Origin of the sequence: Polyangium mundeleinium, from assembly GCF_028369105.1 — a bacterium.
Taxonomy (GTDB): Bacteria; Myxococcota_A; Polyangia; order Polyangiales; family Polyangiaceae; genus Polyangium; species Polyangium mundeleinium.
Map to the genome: position 1 here is coordinate 5,447,813 of NZ_JAQNDO010000001.1, position 19,571 is coordinate 5,467,383.

The 19,571-nt window shown below is 69.6% G+C and carries 13 protein-coding genes; 9 read left to right on the forward strand and 4 right to left on the reverse strand.

Annotated elements, in window-relative coordinates; genetic code table 11:
* Positions 1-111 precede the first annotated feature (111 nt).
* The 3 genes from POL67_RS21775 (at position 112) to POL67_RS21785 (ending at position 3,073) form a co-directional block, all read left to right on the forward strand.
* Entirely contained in the window at positions 112-891 is a 780-nt protein-coding gene (locus POL67_RS21775; RefSeq protein WP_271920026.1) for a Uma2 family endonuclease, read from the forward strand.
* 53 nt (positions 892-944) lie between these two features.
* Positions 945-1,469, forward strand: coding sequence for a cupin domain-containing protein (locus POL67_RS21780; RefSeq protein ID WP_271920027.1), 525 nt, complete (start codon positions 945-947; stop codon positions 1,467-1,469).
* 176 nt (positions 1,470-1,645) lie between these two features.
* Positions 1,646-3,073: an IS4 family transposase gene (locus POL67_RS21785; protein ID WP_271920028.1), complete on the forward strand. Its 1,428-nt coding sequence runs from the start codon at positions 1,646-1,648 to the stop codon at positions 3,071-3,073.
* A gap of 329 nt (positions 3,074-3,402) precedes the next feature.
* On the opposite strand, the gene POL67_RS21790 is transcribed toward POL67_RS21785, so the two are convergent.
* A complete protein-coding gene (locus tag POL67_RS21790) occupies positions 3,403-4,173 on the reverse strand; it encodes a hypothetical protein (protein ID WP_271920030.1) in 771 nt (256 codons plus the stop codon).
* Between the two features lie 104 nt (positions 4,174-4,277).
* Here POL67_RS21790 and POL67_RS21795 point away from each other — a divergent pair, with 104 nt between their 5' ends.
* Both POL67_RS21795 and hflX read left to right on the forward strand, forming a co-directional pair.
* Complete coding sequence (locus POL67_RS21795) at positions 4,278-5,078, forward strand: M90 family metallopeptidase (RefSeq protein WP_271920032.1); 801 nt, start codon at positions 4,278-4,280, stop codon at positions 5,076-5,078.
* Between the two features lie 119 nt (positions 5,079-5,197).
* Positions 5,198-6,544 carry a GTPase HflX gene (gene hflX, locus POL67_RS21800; RefSeq protein WP_308789545.1) on the forward strand — a complete coding sequence of 449 codons (1,347 nt, stop codon included), beginning with the start codon at positions 5,198-5,200 and terminating at the stop codon, positions 6,542-6,544.
* Positions 6,545-6,550: 6 nt separating this feature from the next.
* Here hflX and POL67_RS21805 read toward each other — a convergent pair whose 3' ends face one another.
* Entirely contained in the window at positions 6,551-8,899 is a 2,349-nt protein-coding gene (locus POL67_RS21805) for an ATP-binding protein (protein ID WP_271930864.1), read from the reverse strand.
* A 284-nt stretch (positions 8,900-9,183) separates the two neighbouring features.
* Here POL67_RS21805 and POL67_RS21810 point away from each other — a divergent pair, with 284 nt between their 5' ends.
* The 4 genes from POL67_RS21810 to POL67_RS21825 all read left to right on the forward strand — a co-directional run bounded on the left by POL67_RS21810 (position 9,184) and on the right by POL67_RS21825 (position 16,503).
* Complete coding sequence (locus POL67_RS21810) at positions 9,184-10,071, forward strand: 5'-3' exonuclease (protein WP_271920036.1); 888 nt, start codon at positions 9,184-9,186, stop codon at positions 10,069-10,071.
* Positions 10,072-10,221: 150 nt separating this feature from the next.
* The gene (locus POL67_RS21815) at positions 10,222-13,338 is read left to right on the forward strand and encodes an FAD-dependent oxidoreductase (protein WP_271920038.1); all 3,117 of its coding nucleotides are present in this window, start codon (positions 10,222-10,224) and stop codon (positions 13,336-13,338) included.
* Between the two features lie 51 nt (positions 13,339-13,389).
* A complete protein-coding gene (locus POL67_RS21820) occupies positions 13,390-15,909 on the forward strand; it encodes an FG-GAP repeat domain-containing protein (RefSeq protein ID WP_271920041.1) in 2,520 nt (839 codons plus the stop codon).
* A 207-nt stretch (positions 15,910-16,116) separates the two neighbouring features.
* Entirely contained in the window at positions 16,117-16,503 is a 387-nt protein-coding gene (locus POL67_RS21825; protein WP_271920043.1) for a hypothetical protein, read from the forward strand.
* A gap of 668 nt (positions 16,504-17,171) precedes the next feature.
* Here POL67_RS21825 and POL67_RS21830 read toward each other — a convergent pair.
* Together POL67_RS21830 and POL67_RS21835 are read right to left on the reverse strand one after the other, a co-directional pair.
* Complete coding sequence (locus POL67_RS21830; RefSeq protein WP_271920045.1) at positions 17,172-17,501, reverse strand: four helix bundle protein; 330 nt, start codon at positions 17,499-17,501, stop codon at positions 17,172-17,174.
* 292 nt (positions 17,502-17,793) lie between these two features.
* Positions 17,794-19,545: a M61 metallopeptidase family protein gene (locus POL67_RS21835; protein WP_271920047.1), complete on the reverse strand. Its 1,752-nt coding sequence runs from the start codon at positions 19,543-19,545 to the stop codon at positions 17,794-17,796.
* Between the last annotated feature and the right edge of the window lie 26 nt (positions 19,546-19,571).

Sequence of the window (19,571 nt, forward strand, 5' to 3'; positions counted from 1 at the left end):
GCAAGACAAACCCTCCGCGGAAAAACGTTTTTCTTGGTCCTCGGGCGCACGCGTGATACGGCGGTCGTGTGCCCTTCCCCTGGGTCTGCGGCCGTGCTAACGTCTCCCCTCATGGGCAGCGCGGCGTGGCGGCTCGGGGCGGACGATCCGGACGATCCCACGTTTTATCCCGCGTTCGACGACATGGGTGAAAGCGCTCTCCAGCGCCTCATGACCGAGCTGCTTCGCCCCTTGATCGCGCGGTTCCTCGCCGAACGAGGCATCCAGGCCTTCGTGGGCGCCGACCAGTTCATCTACTGGATCAAGGGCAACGCGAAGGCCGTGGTGGCGCCCGACGTGTACGTGATGCCGGGTCTCCCGTCCGACGTGGCCCCGCGGTGCTGGAAGGTCTGGCAGACAGGCGTCGCGCCGAGCTTCGCGCTCGAGATCATCGCCGAGGAAGACGAGAACAAGGACGTCTCCCAGTCCCCCCAGCGGCACGACGAGCTCGGCACGCGCGAGCTCGTCGTCTTTGATCCCTACGTCGACGTCCGCTCGGGCCGCACGCGTTTCCGCGTCCATCGGCGCGACGAACGCGGCAAGCTCGTGGTCGTCGAGGCGACGAACGCGGACCGAGTCCGGAGCGAGGTGCTCGGCTGCATGCTGCGCGCGGTCGGCGGCGGTGATGCCATGCGGCTTCGCCTGGCCGTGGACGCCGAGGGGGAGGAGCTGTTCCCGACGGAGGCCGAAGCCGCGCGGGAAGCGGCGCGCAACGCGGAGCGCAAGGCCGAGGATGCACGCGAGGCGGAGCTCGCGGCGCGGGAGACGCTCGACGCGGAGCGTGTGGCCCGCCGGAACCTCGAGCTCGAGCTCGCCCGGATGCGCGCGGAGCTCGAACGCCTGCGGCGCTGACGTCTGCCGAGCGCTCGACCCTACCCGGGGCCTTTTGGTACGCTCAGCGCGCCATGCGCACGCCGCTTCCCCCTACGACCCCGATCGCCCTGCTCGCCGCGACGTCTCTGTTCGCCCTGTCCGCCTGCGCATCCACCCAGGAACGGTGCGCGGAGCCGCAGCCCGCGGGGACGGCCGCCGCCGCGCCCGCGTCTGCGCACGCGGGCCGAAATGCGTTTTTCCTGGGCAATGCCCGCGAGGTCGTCGAGAAAAAACCGATCGGGCCGGACGAGAAGACGAAGTTCGTCCCGCTCTTCGAGAATGCCGATCACACGGTCAACGTAATCCAGACCCGCGGGACCGTGCCTCTGCATTACCATGCCGAGCACGACGAGCTCGTCGTGATCCTGGAGGGCAGCGGGACATTCTACGTGGAGGGGCAGACGCGCGTGGTGAAAGCAGGCGACGTGCAGGTCATTCCCCGCGGCGTCGTGCATTCCTACGTGCACGAAGGGCCCGGCGTAACCGTGGTCGTTTCGACATTCTCGCCGAAGTTCGATCCGAAAGATCGAATCATGGTCGACGCAAAGAAGCCGTGAAGATGAGCGGCCATTCCACCGGATTGGGGGTCTCATCGGGGAGCCGTCGCGCCGGGGCGCTGCCCCGGGCCCCGCGGGGGCTATCCGCCCCTCGACCCGGACCAGGCACGGCCCTGAGCATTGGTTCCATCTTCCATCGGTACATTCGCCCCCTCTGACGACATTTAGAGGGGGAGATGTTGGATGCAGAGACAGCCTCGTCGGCGGAAGCGTGGGCGGCGGAGGAGTTTGGGCATGCGGACCTTGGAGACCCGCGCCGGACCCGGCGGCTGACGCGCATGGCCGCGCAGGCGGTGCTGTATCCGTCGGGAAAGGTGAGTGAAGTCTTCCAAGTCGATGCCCACAGGCAGGGTGCGTACGACTTCCTGGAGAGCCGACACATCGACGTAGGGGCCATCCTCGAGGCCACCGGTCTTGCCACCGCGCGCCGTTGCGCCAAGGAGATGTTCGTCTTCGTCGCCATCGATGCCACCAGCCTGACGCTCACGGATCACAACCGCAGCAAGGACTTCGGCGCGGTCGGCACGCATGGTCGAGGCACCCGCGGGCTGAAGGTCGTTTGCGGTCTCGCCGTCGACGCGCAGGGGGTGCCCTGCGGGTTGACGTCGATGCAGTGGTGGGCGCGAGAGCAGAAGCAGAAAGAAGACAGCGCCAAGCGCAAGCTGCACGAAAAGGAGCTCGGCCACTGGGCCAACGTGATCACCGAGACGTCCGAGCGGCTCGCCATGGCGGCGTCGGGGTGTTGTGCCTGGTACCAGCTCGACCGGGAGGCTGATGCCTGGCAGCTTTTGCTTCACCTCTCGACGAGCGGGCACTGGTTCACCGTGCGGGGCAAGGCAAACCGCCGGCTCATGTCGGAGACGGGCGCGAGCCGATACGTGTTCGACGAGTTGGCGCGCCCGAGCGCCCGAAAGGGCTCCTTTCCCCTTTGGATCTCGGCCGCACCGGGTCGCACGGAGCGAATGGCGCGGATGAGCGCGCATGTCGCGGCTGTCACGCTGTCGCTTCGAGACGGGTGGAACAAGCGTTGGCGCGCGTTGCCGCTGTATGCCGTGCGCGTCCTCGAGACCAGCAGCGTGCCCGCGGGCGAGCCTCGCATCGATTGGCTGCTGTACACCAACCACCCCGTGCAAACGCTCGAGGATGCGTTGCTGGTCGCCCATGGTTACAGCCAGCGCTGGCGCATCGAGGACTTTTTCCGGACGTGGAAGACGGGCCAGTGCAACGTCGAGTCCACGCAACTTCAAGGGACCCAACAAGTCAAAATCTGGGGCAGCATGCTCGCAGCCATCGCCACACGCACCGAACGTCTCAAGCACCTCGCGCGCACCCAACCGGACCTGCCAGCGACCGAAGAGCTCGCGACACACGAGGTCGAGGCCTTGGTGCTGCTCAAGCGGAAACGGAAGAAGAAGAACGAGCAGATCCCCGATGGGATCCCGCCCATCGCGCTCGCCGTGCAGTGGATCGCCGAGCTCGGCGGCTACACAGGCAAGTCTTCCGGAGGTCCCCCCGGCTCCGTCACCATCAGCCGCGGCCTGGAGCGCCTGGCCCCCGCAGCAGAGATGCTGCGGGTCCTCAGGGAGAATGGGCTCGTGAGATGAGACCAGTGCTCAGGGCACGGCCTGGACCGAAGGTGGAAGAACTGCGCGGTGCGCAGTTCTTCCAACGGGCCGGTGGCAAGACCATGGAGGTGCGTCTCAACCTGGCGACGCGAACGTTCCCGGCTGAAACGTCAGCGCTGCGGCCTTGGTGGGCAGGGTTGTCGCTGGTCTTGACCGCGGCTGTTCGATGAACTGCGCAATGCGCAGTTCATCGACCCCGAGTCCAGCGCTTGCGCTGGTCCGGGGTGGAGGGGGCGGATAGCCCCCTCCTGGGGCCTGGGGCAACGCCCCAGCGAAGCGGCTCACAGACGAGACCGTTGCGGGATCGCTCAGGCGCTCGGCGGGGGCACGGATTCGTGTTGCTGGCCCGAGACTTCGGATCGCGCGAGGCGGTCGAGCGAGAGCGCGACTGCGGCCTGCGCCATCGCGCGCTCCTCGGGCCGCAGCTCCGTCTTCCGTGCGGCGAGCCACGGCTGCACGTGGCGGCGCAGGACGTCGGGCAGCACCAGGCGTTGCTGCCGGATGTGCGCCTCGGCGTCCGTCCGCGCGCTCTCGTAGCTGTAGCCGTGGAGCTCGCCGTCGTGCTCGCCCTCTGGCGCACCCGAAGGCACGAGCGCGAAGCCCAACGCCAGCCGCAGCACGGAGACGGTCGCGCTGTAACGCTTCGCCTTCGGAAGGTCCGTCTCGACGTACGTGTTTTGCGTGCACGTCGCCACGAAGAGACGCTCGCCGCGCCGCGCGCGCTCGGCGAGCGCTCGCCACGGCGCGAGTTGCCAGTCGGCCGGGGGCAGATCCCCGTGCGTGCCGTCGATCGCGAGCACGCCCGAGGGATCACGGCCCGCGATGAGCTCGCGGCGCACGGCCTGGCAGCCCGCGGAAAAACCCGCGAGGATGACGTCTCCGACGGGCACGCCCGTGGTGGCCGCGACGCGTGCCACCGTCTGCGGCAATGGCTCGCCCGTGGCATCGTCGTAGGCCGCGATGCTCGCCTCGGGCCCCAGCGCGGCCCGCAGATCGGCGTCGACGTGCGAACCCACCAGATAAAGAACGAGGAGCGGCCGCTGCTCTCCCTCTCCACGCTGCACGAGGCGATAAGCCATTGGATTCCTCCACGCTGCCCGGCGAGCGCCGGACGTCTCGACCCTTCAGCATAGCATGAATATCACGAGACGCCCCATTTCAAGTTCTTTCCGAACGCGAAATCATGGCATCCTCCTCGCCGATGCTCGGCTTCTTCAAGGAACGAAGGCGCAACGCCGTCCGGGGGCGCCCCTTTCCGCCCGCGTGGGAGGACATCCTCGCGGAGAACGTGCCCTACTTCGGTAGGCTCTCGCCCGAAGACCAGGACGAGCTCCGCGGCCTCGTGCAGATTTTCCTCGACGAGAAGCGTTTCGAGGGCTGTGGCGGGCTCGACGTCGACGACGAGATCCGCGTGACGATCGCGGCCCAGGCCTGCGTCCTGCTCCTCAACCGAGAGAGCGACGTCTACCCGGATCTCGAGATCGTCCTGGTCTATCCGAGCACGTACGTCGACAAGCGTCCGCGGACCGTCGAGGGAGGCATCGTCGTCGAGGACGGAGAAACGAGGCTCGGCGAGTCGTGGGGCAGGGGCATGGTCGTGCTCGCCTGGGACGCGGTGCTGCACGGCGCGGCCGACGTTCGTGATGGGCACAACGTGGTCCTGCACGAGTTCGCCCACCAGCTCGACACCGAGGACGGCACGGCCGACGGCGCGCCCGTGCTCTCGCGGCGCGCGGCGTACGGGCCGTGGGCGCGCGTGCTCGGCGCGGCCTACGAGGGGCTCTTGCGGGACGTCGCGTCGGGGGACCGCACGCTCATCGATACGTACGGCGCGAAGAACCCAGCCGAGTTCTTCGCCGTCGTGACGGAAATCTTTTTCGAGCGGCCGCGCGCCCTCCGGGCCAAGCACCCCGCGCTCTACGAGCAGATGCGCGCCTTCTACCAGCAGGATCCCGCCGAGCTCGGCAGCCACCCCTCGCGTTGAAACGTCCCCTGCAAAGCTCTCCGCGCCTGCCCTCGCCGTGCTAGGAGGGCGCGGGAGCCCGCTCCCTCGATCGAATCGCATCCTCTATGTCCAAAAACGGAACTGATCGTCCCGCTGCCGTGCTCGTCGCGGTCCAGCTCGCAACCGTCGCCGACGTGGATCACGAGGCCGACATGGCCGAGCTCGGGCGGCTCGTGAACACGCTCGGCTACGACGTCGTCGCGACGGTGTCGCAGCGCCGCTCGAACGTCTCGAAGGGCGCGGTGCTCGGGGAAGGGAAGCTCCGCGTGCTCGCCGAAATCACGGGCGGGCCCGGCCCCGCCGGCATGCGCTTCAAGAAGCCCGGGCAGAAGCGCGACGACGAGGACGAGCACGACGAGGCGCCGGAGAGCGCCCCGGGCGACGACGAAGACACGGACGAAGGCGCGGGCGTCGTGCACGCGTCGAAGACGCCGACGCTCGTCGTCGTCGATCACGACCTCTCGCCGAGCCAGCTCCGCAACCTGGAGAAGTGCACGGGCATCGAGGTGCTCGATCGAAGCGGCGTGATCATCGAGATTTTCCATCGCCACGCGCGGAGCCGCGAGGCGCGGCTCGAGGTGGAGATCGCGCGGCTCAACTACGTGGCCCCACGGATGCGCGAGTCGAGCGGCGGCGGCGATCGGCAACGCGGCCGCGGCGCAGGCGAGAGCCAGCTCGAGCTCGATCGGCGCAAGATTCGCGATCGCATCGCCGAGCTGCGCAGGGAGATCGATGGCATCCAGCGCGAACAGGCCACGCGCCGTGCGCTTCGCCAGAACGCGCGCCGCGTTGCGCTCGTGGGCTACACGAACGCGGGCAAGTCGTCGCTCATGCGCGCGCTCACGGGCAGCGACGTGTACGTGATGGACAAGCTCTTCGCGACGCTCGACACCACGGTGCGCGCGCTGCACCCCGAGATCAAACCGCGGATCCTCGTCTCGGACACGGTCGGCTTCATCAAGAAGCTGCCGCACGACCTCGTGGCCTCGTTCCGCTCGACGCTCGACGAGGCGCTCGAAGCCTCGCTCCTGCTCTACGTCGCGGACGCCTCGGATCCCACGTTCCGCAGCCAGCTCGACGTGACGCGCTCGACGCTCGCAGAGATCGGCGCGGAAGGCGTGCCCTACAAGCTCGTGCTGAACAAGGTCGATCGGGTCGCCGAGGAGGACCGGACGATCCTCCTGCGCGAGTTCCCCGAGGCGATCCTGATGTCGGCCAAGGATCCGGCGGACATCACGCGCCTGCGGCAGATCCTCATCGACTTCTTCGACGCGCTCATGGTGCCCGGCGAGCTCGTCGTGCCGTACGCGAAGCAGGCCCTCGTGAGCGAGGTCTACGAGCACGCGAAGGTCCTTGCCGAGACGTACGACGAATCCGGCGCGCACCTCGTCCTCCGCGCCGAGCCCGCAGCGCTCGCGCGGCTCCAGAGCCTCGTCGAGAGGTGACGCGCGTCAGGTGCCCTTCGGCTCGCTACAGCCGCCTTTGCGGCCGAGGGAGAGGGCTCCCACGGCCGCGATGAGCTCCATCGGATCGATCGGCTTCTCGATGTGCGCCTGGTAGCCCGAGGCGAGCGCCCGGCGCCGGTCCTCGGGGCGCACGAACGCGGTGAGCGCGACCGCGGGCAGGCGGGATGCATCGAGCCTGCGACCGCTGCGAACCTCGCGGATCAAAGCGAATCCATCCATGCCCGGCATGCCGAGATCGCTCACGAGCACGTCGATGGATCGCGCCTCGACGAGCGCGAGCGCCTCCTCCGCGCTTGCCGCGGCCACGACCTCGGCGCCGTGCTCCTCGAGCAGGCGTCGCACGAGGTCGCGCGTGTCGGGCTCGTCTTCGACCACGAGCACCCGCGCGCCCGAGAGATCGTGCACGTTCACGAGGGAGGACCGCGCGCTCTCGGGGCTCGAGACCCGCGTGGTGGGCGCGTTCGGCTCGGCCTCGTCCGAGCGCGGCGTGACGGGCAGATCCACCACGAACCGCGCCCCTTTGCCGGGCCCTTCGCTCTCGGCGCGCACGCGCCCGCCGTGCAGCTCCGCGAGGTGCCGGACGATGGCGAGGCCGAGGCCGAGGCCTCCGTGCTGGCGCGCGGCCGAGGCGTCGGCCTGGCGGAACCGCTCGAAGACGTGCGGCAAGAACTCCGGCGGGATCCCTTGCCCCGTATCCTTCACCGCGATCTCCACGTGCGCGTCGTGGCTCGTGCACGAGACCTCGACGACCCCGCCGCGCGGCGTGAACTTGATGGCGTTCGACAGGAGGTTCCACGCGATCTGCTGGATGCGCCCCGGATCGCCGAGGATCGTCCTGCCGCGCTCGCCTTCGCGTTGCGAGAGCGTGATGCTCTTCGCCTCCGCCGCGTGGCGCACCGATTCGAGCGCCGCGTCGATCACGGCTTCGAGATCCACGGACGACACGTCGAGCTTGAGCTTGCCGCTCACGATGCGTCCGACGTCGAGCAGATCCGAGATGAGCTGCGTGAGCAGCCGCGCGTTGCGGTCGATGACCTCGAGGCCACGTGGCAGCGTCGCGGGGGTGCGGTCGGGCTTTTGCAGGATCTGCGACCAGCCCACGATGGCCGTGAGCGGCGTGCGCAGCTCGTGCGAGACCGTCGCCAGGAACTCGTCCTTGAGCCGGCTTGCGCGCTGGGCCTCGGCGCGTGCGGCGCGCTCGCTCGCGAGGAGTGCCTCGCGCTCCTCCGCGGCGCGGAGCTCGCGGGTCACGTCGCGCATCGTCACGACGCCGAGCTCGACGTTGCCTCGCGCGTCGCGCACGGCCCGGCCGGCGTAGCGGACGAGCATCTCCTCGCCCGTCGCGCGACGCAGGCACAGATCGACGTCGCTGAACACCTCCCCTCGGATCGCCCTGGAGATGGGCCACTCTTCGAGGGGCAGCTCGCGCCCGTCGAGCGTCGAGAGCGCGGTCTTGCCGACGAAGTCGCGCAGGTTCATGCCGATGGCCGCGGTCGGGACCAGACCGTCCGTGCGGAGCCCGCCTTCGGAGCCATTTCGCGCGGATGGGTCGAGCGAGACGAAGTTGCCCGCCGCGTCGCTCACGAGCACCGCTTCGGCCATGCTCCCGAGGATCGCTTCGAGCTTCGACAGGCTCTGCTCGGCGCGCGCGTGGGCCGCGCGGACCTCCATCTCCATCCGATCGGCGCGCTTGCGCTCGGTGATGTCGACGATCAGCGCGCCGGCCGAGGCGACGGCGCCGTCCGGCGCGAACACGGGGAACACGTGGAGGAGCCAATCGCGCAGCTCCTCGGGGCGATCCTTGGACGCGGCCCGGAGCTCGACGCTTTCGAGGCGCTCGCCCGTCGCGAAGACCTTGCGGAGCAGCGGCTCCACCAGCGGGACGAACTCCGGGACGATCTCCTGGATCGAGCGGCCGTGGTGTTCCTTCGTGGGCAAACCATTCATCCGCGCGAGCGCCGTGTTGACCAGGAGGTAGCGGCACGCGTGGTCGAAGAACGCGAACGCGAACGGGACGTGGGCGAGCAGCGACTCGATGTCGGCCGTGCGCGCGCCGGCCGTCTGCTCGAGCGCGCGTGTCCGCTCCTCGACGCGGCGCGTGAGCTCCGCGTTGAGGCCCTGCGCGCGGGCGAGGGCGCGCCAGAATCGTTCGCAGATCGCGCAGAGGAGCACGGCGATCACGACGAGCTCGACGAGCAGCGCGTGGCCTCCGAAGAGCTCCTGGAAGCCCAGCCGGACGCCGAAGAGGACGGCCACGAGGGTGAGACCCACGCCGAGCCCGGCGAGCTTTCGTCCGCGGCTCCGCGCCGGGTGCCGCGCCTCGATCGAACCCATTCGTCCCACGCCCCCGAGGCACGCCTCGCCCCTCGGGCCATCTACGCACGAGCCAAAGGCCGAAGGAAAGGCCCGACGCGCAAGCGCGCCGTGCGCAAAATAGCTGGCGGACATCACGGAAAACGCTGGAGATTCCTGCGCGCGTGCCCGCGCTGCGGAATGCTCGTATCCGCGATTCAGGGCGCGCCCGAGTGGGCAAACCGACGTCTTCCCAGCCCGCGCGCGGCGCCGTAGGATACGCGCCCTTTCGGCCCCTACCGACCCGTATTCCCCATTCCAAATCCATGCGCCAAGCCGAACCCGACCGCCCGCGCCTCCACCTCGTGGACGCGACGTACGAGCTCTTCCGCGCCTACTTCGCGCAGCCGTCCCGCAAGGCGCCCGACGGCCGCGAGGTCGGCGCCGTCCGCGGGCTGCTCTCGACATTGATGGTCCTCACGCGTGATGCGACGCATATCGCTTGTGCCACGGATCACGTCGTTCGCTCGTTCCGGAACGACCTGTACGCCGGATACAAGACCGGCGACGGCCTGCCCGAGGAGCTCGCCTCGCAGTTCGGCCTGGCCGAGGACGCCATGCGCGCGCTCGGGCTCGTGGTCTGGCCCATGGTCGAATTCGAGGCCGACGACGCGATCGCCGCGGCCGCCGCGCGCTTTTCGAACGAGGCGGGGCAGGTCCTGATTGCCTCGGTCGACAAGGATCTCGCGCAGTGCGTCGACGGCACCCGCGTCGTCATGCTCGACCGGAAAAACGACAACGCCGTCCTCGACGAGGACGGGGTGGCCAAGAAGTTCGGCGTCAAACCCACCTCCATCCCGGATTTCTTGGCGCTCGTCGGGGATTCGGCGGATGGCTATCCCGGATTGCCGGGGTGGGGGGAGAAGTCGGCCGCCGCGGTGCTCTCCGTGTTCGGCACGATCGAGCGCATCCCGCGCGAGGCCTCCGCGTGGGGCCTCAAGGTGCGGGGCGCCGAGAAGCTCGCCGCGACCCTCGCCGCCCGTGAAGAGGAGGCGCGCCTCTTCAAGCAGCTCGCCACGCTCCGGACCGACGTCCCGTTGACCGAGGGGTTTGCGGACCTCGTGTACCGGGGGGCGGGGCCGGAGCTTCGGACGCTCTGCGCGGAGCTCGGGATGCCCGACCTCGTCAAGCGTGTGACGCGCTGGCGCGACTGAGCGCGCGCGCCTCCCAGGGCGCGAAGGGCCGGTGGCGGTTCGTCGGACCCGTGGGGTGCGTGACGCCGAGCGCTCGAATTTTGCGGGCCCTCCCGACCGGGCCGTCGAGAAGGTGCCCGCCGCCCCGATGCTGGTGTAGAACCGAGGCCGGTGACGTCCGGATTGGGGGGCACGTACGACGGAAAGGCAGGGGGGTTCCCCGATGCCGACGAGCCTCTTGTCGATGACGACCGGCAGACGCTGGTCATCATCGGCAATGGGATGGTGAGCTATCGGCTCTGCCAGAAGCTCGTCGAGAACGGGGTCAACCAGTCGATCCGCATCGTGGTCTTCGGCGAGGAGCGCTTCCCCGCCTACGACCGCGTGCACCTCACCGACATCTTCGGCGGCCGCGACGGCGAGAGCCTGATCCTCGCGGAAGAGGACTGGTACGAGTCCCACGACATCGACCTCTACCTCGACGATCCGATCGTCTATGTCGATCGCGAGCACAGCTTCGTCGAGTCGTACTCGGGCCGCCGCGTCCCCTACAACCGCCTCGTCTTCGCCACGGGCTCCGAGCCGTTCGTGCCGCCCATCGAGGGCATGCACATCAAGGCCGAGGACGGATCGAAGCGGCTCCGCCGCGGCGTCTTCGTCTACCGGACCTTCGACGACGTCTACAACATCGAGGCGCACGTCGAGGGCTCGCTCCGCGTCGCCGTGATCGGCGGCGGTTTGCTCGGCCTCGAGGCGGCGAAGGCGATCTACGACCTCGGGCGGAGGCTGCACCCGATCGAGGTGCAGGTCATCGAGGTCGCGCCGGGCCTCATGCCGCGGCAGCTCGACGCGCAGGGCGCCGTGGTCCTCAAGGAGAAGATCGAGGAGCTCGGCGTCAAGATCCAGGTCGGCAAGAAGATCAAGAGCGTGCTCTCCACGAAGGAGCACCTCGCGGCGAAGAAGAAGGCCGAGCAAGAGGCCGAGAAGCAAGCGAAGCGGCAGGCGCGCAAGACGCTCATGGCGCTGACGCCCGGCGAGCTCGCCCCCGCCAACGCCGGCCCGTACCGCTTCGCCCCGCCCGTCGACGAAGACCCTCTGGAGGAAGCCGAGGAGCCGAAGGACGACGTCGCGGACGAGCCCGAAGACGAGACGCTCGAAGACGAGACCGAGCGGCTCGTGATGGAGTTCGAAGACGGGAAGATCCTCGCCGTCGACATGATCATCGTGTCCACCGGCATCCGTCCGCGCGGTGACATCGCCAAGGCCGCGGGCATCACGTGCGCGCCGAATGGCGGGATCCTCGTCGACGATCGGCTGCAGACGTCGGACGAGCAGATCTTCGCGATCGGCGAGTGCGCGTCCCATAGCGGCATCACGTACGGCCTCGTCGCGCCCGGCTACCAGATGGTCACCGTGCTGGTGGCGAACCTGCTCGGCGAGAACGCGGAGTTCAAGGGCGCCGATCAGTCCGCGAAGCTGAAGCTGCTCGGCGTCACGGTCGCCGCGCTCGGCGAGTACGACGGCGACACGAAGCCGCTCTCGTCGGCGCTGCGCTACACGACCGGCGGCGTCTACCGCAAGCTCGTGACGCGCCAGGGAAAGCTCATCGGCGCGGTCACCGTGGGCGACTGGGAGAACCTCGATCGCATCCGCGACGCGCTCACCTCGCCCGTGCCGATGTCGTTCTTCGACATGCGGCGCTTCCGCTCGACGGGCAACCTCTTCGCGAAAGAGGAGTCGAAGAAGGTCACCGAGTGGGCCGACGAGGCCGTCGTCTGCGGCTGCATGCGCGTCACGCGCGGCACGCTCAGCCTGGCGATCGTCGAGGGCTGCGGGTCGGTCGAGGCGCTCTGCAGCAAGACAGGGGCGGGCACGGTCTGCGGCTCGTGCAAGCCGCTCATCGCGGAGCTTCTCGGCGTGGACGAGAACGGCGCGCTCCCCGTCGCGGTGCCCGCGGCGTCCGTGCGGATGGGCGAGCGCCCGGCGCTGCGCAAGGATCGGGCGCCCACGTCGCGCCGCACGATGACGCCCGCGCCGGTCTCCCAGCGCAGGCCCACGTTCCCGGGCGCGGTGCCGCGCTCGTCGACCGTGATGAACATCGTCATGCCCGGCAGCCCGCCGTCGAGCGGCGGCCGCGTGCGCCGAAAGACCCTGCCGCTCATGGAGATCCCGCCCGGGCTCGCGGACTTCGGCGCCGAGGCGGCGGCTGCGTTCGCTCCCGAGCCCACGTTCCGCGAGACCTCCGACGGCAGCGCGCCGAGCAGCCGGCGCATGCCGTCGTCGCGCCCGCCCGCCTCGCGCCCGTCGGCTGGGCTCAAACCGCGCCCGTCCTCCCGCCCGCCCACGCCCTCGTTCGCCGAGGGCCTCGAAGCGGCGATCCGCGCGCTCGCGCCGCCCGCGCTGCCCGAGGACGAGGCCGAGGTCGGCCTCTCGTCCGATCGCGCGCCGGCGCTGCTCTCCGAGGAGCCGGCGCGTGCCGTCGAGGACCTGCAGATCACGCCGCTGCCGCCGCTCCCGGCGTTCTTCGAGGATCCCGCGATCAACGACGGGGTCGAGGGGGACGACGCGGAGGACGAGTACGCCGATGAGGCGGAGGCCGCGTTCCGGTCGCTCGACGAGGGCGTCTACGACTACGGTTACGTGCAGGCGCGTCGGAGCTGGGTGCCGCCCAAGCGGGTCGGTATGCTCCCGCCCGCCGAGCAGCAGAAGGCCGCGGCCAGCACGTCGGTCGCGCCGCGCGGCAAGGAGTCGGTGCCGCCCGAGCCGGGGATCCGGCCGCTGCTCGTGGCGTCGATCGGCGCGTTTCTGCTGTCCGCCGTGGCGGTCGCGTCGCGGCCGATCCCGGTGCCGACGACGATCGCGGGCCGGCTCGGCCCTGCGCGCATGCTCACGGACGACACGTTCAAGCAGGTGTCCGGCTACGTGCTCCTCGGGCTCTGCGTGGTGAGCCTCGTGCTCTCGCTGCGCAAGCGCTGGAGGCGATTCACGTGGCTCGACGTGCCCACGTTCCGGGCGATCCACGGCGTGATCGGCGCCTCGACGATCCTCGCGCTCGTGGTCCATACGGGCCTCCGGCTCGGCCATCACCTGAATCTGGTGCTCTCGATTGATTTCCTCGCCGTGTGCGTGCTCGGCGCGATCGCGGGCGTGGTGACGTCGATCTCGAATCGATGGGGCGCGGTGAAGGCGCGTGATCGGCGGCTCCTCTCGTCGCGCGCGCACCTCGTGGTGTTCTGGCCGCTGCCCGTGCTCGTCGCGCTGCACGTGGTGCAAGTGTATTATTACTGAGCCGATTCCGGTATTCTCTCCCTCCCACGAATGCTCCCGAGGAGGGAACGAATGAGAAGGAGATCGGTACAAGGTCGCTGGCTCGCCGCGGCGGGCATTTTCGCGCTCGCCCTGTCGGCGCTGGCCCAGGGGTGCGGCGACGGCTCGAATACGGGCGCGGGCGGCTCGGGGGCGGCGGGGGGCCCGGGCTCGGGCGGGCAGGGCGGGGATGGCGGGACGTTCACCGTCGGCGCGGCGCAGGGCGGCGGGTTCCCGGGGACGTGTGACCCGACGTGCGAGCCCACGACGCAGGTCTGCTCGCACGGCGTCTGCGTGCCCGTGACCGGCTGCACGAATGACGCGGATTGCAAGAACGACACGTATTGCGAGCCCATGCTCAAGCAATGCGTGCCGTGGGAGAGCGCGTCGCCGCCGAATGATCCGACGTGCATCAACGTCATCGCTGCTGGCCAGTTCTCGCCGCGCGTCAAATGCGAGTTCAGCAAGGCGCCCGACGGCGATCCGTTCCCGGGCCACGTCGACGTGCAGGGCACGCCGATCGTGACGAACTTCAACAAGCCCGCGGCCGCGGGCTCGCCGAGCATCGTCGCGGCGTTCACGCCGACCGTGATCGCCAATTACACCGAGGATGAGGGTGTGATCCGCGTGCTCAGTGGCAAGGATTGTTCGCTCGAGGCGAACCTCGGCGGCACCGACGTGGACGGCGACGGCGTGGCGGATTGGCTCGTCTCGTCGTCCTCGCTCGCGTCGGGCGATCTCGACGGCGACGGCGTGGCTGAAATCGTCGCGTACGGGGCGGACGGCTCGACGCTCGCGTTCACGAAAAAGTCCGGCGCCTGGGGATTGCTCTGGAAAGCTCCTTATCAGGCCGGCATCCCGGGAGGCCCCTGCGATTTCAACCTGCACCGCTGCCCCGTGGGCTGGGCCGGACCCTCCATTCACGACATCGACGACGACGGCAAGCCCGAGATTCTCCGCGAGGGCGCCGTCCTCCGCGCCGACGGCTCGCTCGCGTCGGGCGCTCCGCCCCTCTATGCGAGTTACTCCGCGGGCCTCTTCTCCGTGGTGGCGAATCTCGATCAGGATCCGAACATCGAGTTCACGAACGGGCAATTCGTCTGGGAGTGGGCGGGCGGCGCGTGGGTGCAGGAGCCCGGCTTCCCGGGCGCGTCGGCGTCGGCGCCGGGGCACGTGGCCATCGCCGATTTCGGCGCGTACGGGGCCGGCGTGCCCGCGAAGAACCCCGAGATCGTGGTCGTGCGGTCGAACCTCGTCATGATCTACGCGATCGACGGAACGCTCGTGCAGCCGCCGGTGGCCGTGCCCGGGGCGGGAGGCGGCGGTCCTCCCACGGTCAGCGATTTCGACGGGGATGGTTTGCCCGAGGTCGCGGTCGCAGGGCAGGCGTTCTACACCATCTACGACCTCGATTGCGGCGCGTCCCCGCGGCCGGGTGGGCAATGCAGCCTCGCGACGTGTGATCTCGCGGGTGGAACGTGCCCCGCGGGTGGCTACATCCTCTGGTCGAAATCGACGCAGGACCTCTCGTCGAACGTCACGGGCTCGAGCGTCTTCGATTTCGAGGCCGACGGGTCGAGCGAGGTCGTCTACGGCGACGAGTGTTTCGTCCGCGTGTATGACGGGGACACGGGCGACGTCCTCTTCAGCCAGTATCGCTCGTCGTGCACCTGGTACGAAAACCCCATCATCGCCGACGTCGACGGCAATTTCCGTGCGGATCTCGTCACGCCGTCGAACAAGGCTTGCTCGCCCGACGGGACGGGCATCCCGTGCCAGACCCTCGACGCGAACGGCGCCGATCCGCAGTTCCCGGGCGTCCGCTGCCAGAAGGCGGCCGATTGCATCTCAGGCGTATGCGACACCGGGTTCTGCCGTTGCTCCGAGACGAAGCAATGCTGCGCGGCCCAGGACGACGCCGCCTGCATCGAGGAGGGGCTCCTTTGCGCGCCTCCGCCCGCCGGCACCCCCGGCACGGGCAATACGTGCCGCGCCGGCCACCCGCACGGCGTGTCCGGGATCCGCGTGTACTCGGACGCGAACGACAAATGGGTCCGCTCGCGGACGATCTGGAACCAGCACCCTTATGCCGTGACACACGTCAACGAGGATGGGACCATTCCCAAGACGAGCGCCTGGACGAACAACTGGGACGACCCCAAGCTCAACAACTTCCGCCAGAACGTGCCCGGAAACGCGAACGGCGCGGCCACGGGGGATCCCACGGCGGGCGCGAGCGCGCAATTCGCGTGCAGCGGCCAGGGCGCGGAGATCGGCGCTCCGATCTGCAACCGCGGCGCCGATCCCGTCGGCGCGGGGCTCTCGGTTGGCTTTTACGTCGGGCAGGCGAAGGTCTGCGAGGCGAAGACCACCGAAGTCCTGCAGCCCGGCGAATGCCGGCTCGTCTCCTGCAACTGGAGCATGCCGCCCACGATCGAATCGCAGAAGGTGGACGTCACCGTCATTCCGAACGACGACGGCGCGTATGCCGAATGCAAACCCGGGAACAACCTCGGGACGATCGTCGGCGTGTTCTGCAAGCCGCCGGCTTGAGGCTCGGCCCGGCGGTCCCGCGCCCGTGCCCCCGGCGCGCGGGACCGCCTGTTCTCCCTTCTCGCGAAATCCGACCGTTTGCACCGGTGCCCCCCACCGTGTCATCTTCGGAGCCATGTGCCGGTTCGACAGCGGTTCCACCCGAGCGGTCCTTTGAGCATGCGCACGTGGCGGCAACGACAAGGGGGGCGCTACCTGGGGGTGCTCATGAGCCTCTTGGGTGTGGGATGCGGGGGGAGCGCACAGGACACGCGGGTCCTCGCGTGGGTGCATGCGCAGAGCGTCGCGCCCCCATCCACGCGAGAGATGTCCCTCTCGGGCGATCTTGCCGGGGCGAGCGCGGATGCCCGGGTGCACGTGGCGCGGCTCGCCGATGGGCGCACTTGCATCCTCCTCAAGAAGTCCATTGGATGGAAGAGCAACTTCGAGGGGGTGCTCCTGTGTGACGCCCCCCTGCTTCCTGCCGAGATCGTAACGGCGTCGCCCGCTTCACCTGCCTACGTGAGCCTGACCGGGCACGTGGTGTTCGAGGAGCTGTATGTGCGAACCCAGCGCGACCCACGCACCTTCGACGTATACTTCGATCTGAACTGACCCTCCCGCTGCTGCTCCCGAGGCGCGGCCTTTCCCTTCCTCAAAAGCGATACAAACTGACCGGCCCCCCTGACGTGGTGGGATCCGCGGTACGTTCGTTATGGGGGCTCCCCATGACGGCACCCGAGCGCCGGGGCCAGGCGATGGGGCCTCCCCAAAGACCACCCCGAGCGCCGGGACCAGGCGATGGGCGCTCCCCATGACGGATGCAGACCGCCGGGACCAGGTGATGGGGCGTCCCCATGACGGCACCCGAGCGTCCGGACCAGGTAATGGGACCTCCCCAAAGAGCACCCCGAGCGTCCGGACCAGGCGATGGGGCGTCCCCATGACGGCACTCGAGCGCCGGGACCAGGTGATGGGGCCTCCCCAATGACGGCACCCGAGTGTCCGGACCAGGCGATGGAGCCTCCCCATGCCGGCACCCGAGCGTCCGGACCAGGCGTTGGGGCTTTCCCGCTCCAAAATGGAGCACCCAGCGCTCCATTTTGGAGCACCTCGCCGGTCCCGTCGCGTCGGGGCCAGCGAGAAGTGTACCACAGCCAACGGTCTCAAGGGTGAAGATGGCCCGTAGGCAGCGGATCCGGTGGAAGACGGCCTGGAATGGGGGCTGCGATTCTGGCGGAACGGGCGGACCGACCTGAAGGGAGGACGGCCCGCCCGTTGTATTACGATGCGCGGCGGTAGACGAGGCGTCCGAGGGTGGCGATGACGTGGTCCATTCGGTCCAGCGCCTGCGCGTCGACGGCGCCGATGTACCGCATGGCCTGGGCGACCTGGACGCAGGCCAGCACCTCCCGAGCCGATCCCAATGCGGTCTGATAGCGCTGCCGCTTGTGCCCGGCCGTGTTCCCGGCTCCTTCCGCCACATTCAGCGCGACGCTATGCATGGCCCTGCGCAGTTGCCGACCGAGATCGGAATCCCGTCGTTCAATCCTCTCTGCAATGCCCGCCGCGTCCCCGGCCATCGCCAAAACCACGTCGTAAATCCTCAGCATAAAGAACCTCCGCCCGACGACCCAATCGCCGGGACCCCGCCCCCCACCGTCGCGCGCAGGCCTCTTCAAGGCTGCGCAGCACCGCGCGGAGCCGCGCGGAGCAGCACGCAGTGCTGCGAGCACGGCGAGCACGGCAAGGCCTTGAAGAGGCCGAGCACGACGGTACGCTCGCCGTCCCCGAGCGGGCTCCCCCGCTCCCGCTCCCGCCTGCGCTTCCGCTCCCGCTCCCGCCTGCGCTTCCGCTCCCGCTCCCGCCTGCGCTTCCGCTCCCGCTCCCGCGCCCGCCCCCGCCTCAGCGCCCCTTCGGCGCGTCGCAGCTCGCGGGGGCCTTCGGGCCAAACGCAAACGAGAACCCATCCACGTTTTCGCCCCGCGGCAACCACCGCACCTTCGTGAGCTTGCCGCCGCGGTCGACCTCGATCTCCACGGGACGATCGACCGTCCCGTCCCCGAGATCCGCCGCCGTGATGCGCTCCCCCTCCTTGAGCCCCGCCTTCGCCGCCGCCGATTTCGGCGACAGGCCGCGCACCTTCTTTTCGGTCGCGGACGCGGCATCAAACCCGAGCTCGTACCGCGGCACCTTTTTCTTCACCTTTACGAAGCACGGCCCGAACGCGTCGTCCGGCACCTCGGCGGCGCCTCCTTTGCCGATCACTGCGGCGAAACGCGTCTCGCCCTCGGCGCCGAGCTCCTTCGTGATCGCCTCGCGCAGCGCGGCTTCCGGCACGCGGCGCGGCAGTGCCGCCTGGGTTTCGCCTTCACCTGCCTTCGGCGCGACCTCGCGCGCCACGTCAGCGAGCGAGCGTTTCCCCCCGCTCTTCGCACGAATGCGCGCGTCGAGCTCGGCGGCGAACAACATGCCTCGATCCTCCGCGCGCACCTCGGCCGACGAAAAATACCGCATCGCCCGCGCGTCGACCTCGGCGAGCACGTCGCGCGCTGTCACGAGCTCCGCCCGGCGCAAAGCGTCGACCGCGAAATACGAGACGAATCCCTCGTCGAACCAGCCGGCCACCGAATACCCGAGGCTCGCCCGCGCCATGGCCTTTGCCAGCACGCGTTTTTCCGGCCAACCGAACGTGAGCCCCTCGTCGCCGACCGCGATCGCGCTCCGCCCCGCGACGGAGGCGTCGAAGCGGCGCCCGGCGCTCCCGCTCGATCGCAGGAAAAGTTCAAAATGGCCGAGCGGCGCGTCGGCGAGCGGGCGCACCGAGACCCAGGCCCGGCTCGCCCAGGCCCCCGCGTCGAGCACGTCGAACACGCCGCGCCCGAGCGAGGTCACCGCGAACGAGGCGCCTTCGCCCTCGCGCGTCGCCGGTCGTTCGAGCGTCACGCGATGCAAGGGCCCCGCGGCCCACGTGGCGCCCGCGAGCGCCGTCGGCGAGCCGCTGACCTCGACGTCGCCCGCGCCGAGCGACGACGCGCCGGTCGCGCCGTCGCCGAGCCCCGCCACGTCCCAGCGCACGCGCATCACGTGGGGCTCGGTCGTCTCCGGCACGAGCAAAAACGCGCGCCCGGTCCCGAGGAAACCACCCGCGGACGCCGAGAGCGTCGCTGTGGCCTGCGCGGCCGCGAGCTTTCGCGTGTAGCTCACGGTCACGGGGCCACGCGCGCGACGCTCGGCGCGCCACGCGGTGGGCGCGAGGGTCGCGTCGCTCCCGTCGCCTTCGTCCCGCACGAGCGCGAGGGATCCTTCGGCGTCACGCGCGGTGAGCTCGTCGATGTCCTCGACCCGCGCGTCGTCGAGCCGGAACACGAGCGGCCGCGCCTCGCCGAAGTCCACGGGCGGCACGGAGAAGCGCATCGACACGTCGATCGCGACGACCTCGCTCCCTCCGTCGCGCGTCGGCGCGAGGCGCACTTCGAGCGTGCGCGGCGTGTTCTCGGCCTTCGGCGGCGTCGTGGCCGCGGGGGTTGTGCTCTTCGCGGGCGGCGGACAGGGGCTTTCAGCGATCAGCGGCTCGGACGCGCACGCGGCGAGGCACGAGGCGAGGGCGAGCGCGACGAGCACCGGTGCCGAGAGGGAGGGGCGGGGGAGACGCACGGTGCGCGCGAGGATACTGCCTCGGC

Bases quoted from the DNA above. Each gene is read 5' to 3' on its own strand.
- POL67_RS21825 (WP_271920043.1), top strand. From the start codon at position 16,117: ATGAGCCTCTTGGGTGTGGGATGCGGGGGGAGCGCACAGGACACGCGG.
- POL67_RS21795 (WP_271920032.1), top strand. From the start codon at position 4,278: ATGGCATCCTCCTCGCCGATGCTCGGCTTCTTCAAGGAACGAAGGCGC.
- POL67_RS21805 (WP_271930864.1), bottom strand. From the start codon at position 8,899: ATGGGTTCGATCGAGGCGCGGCACCCGGCGCGGAGCCGCGGACGAAAG.
- POL67_RS21780 (WP_271920027.1), top strand. From the start codon at position 945: ATGCGCACGCCGCTTCCCCCTACGACCCCGATCGCCCTGCTCGCCGCG.
- POL67_RS21775 (WP_271920026.1), top strand. From the start codon at position 112: ATGGGCAGCGCGGCGTGGCGGCTCGGGGCGGACGATCCGGACGATCCC.
- POL67_RS21785 (WP_271920028.1), top strand. From the start codon at position 1,646: ATGTTGGATGCAGAGACAGCCTCGTCGGCGGAAGCGTGGGCGGCGGAG.
- POL67_RS21810 (WP_271920036.1), top strand. From the start codon at position 9,184: ATGCGCCAAGCCGAACCCGACCGCCCGCGCCTCCACCTCGTGGACGCG.
- POL67_RS21790 (WP_271920030.1), bottom strand. From the start codon at position 4,173: ATGGCTTATCGCCTCGTGCAGCGTGGAGAGGGAGAGCAGCGGCCGCTC.
- POL67_RS21820 (WP_271920041.1), top strand. From the start codon at position 13,390: ATGAGAAGGAGATCGGTACAAGGTCGCTGGCTCGCCGCGGCGGGCATT.
- POL67_RS21830 (WP_271920045.1), bottom strand. From the start codon at position 17,501: ATGCTGAGGATTTACGACGTGGTTTTGGCGATGGCCGGGGACGCGGCG.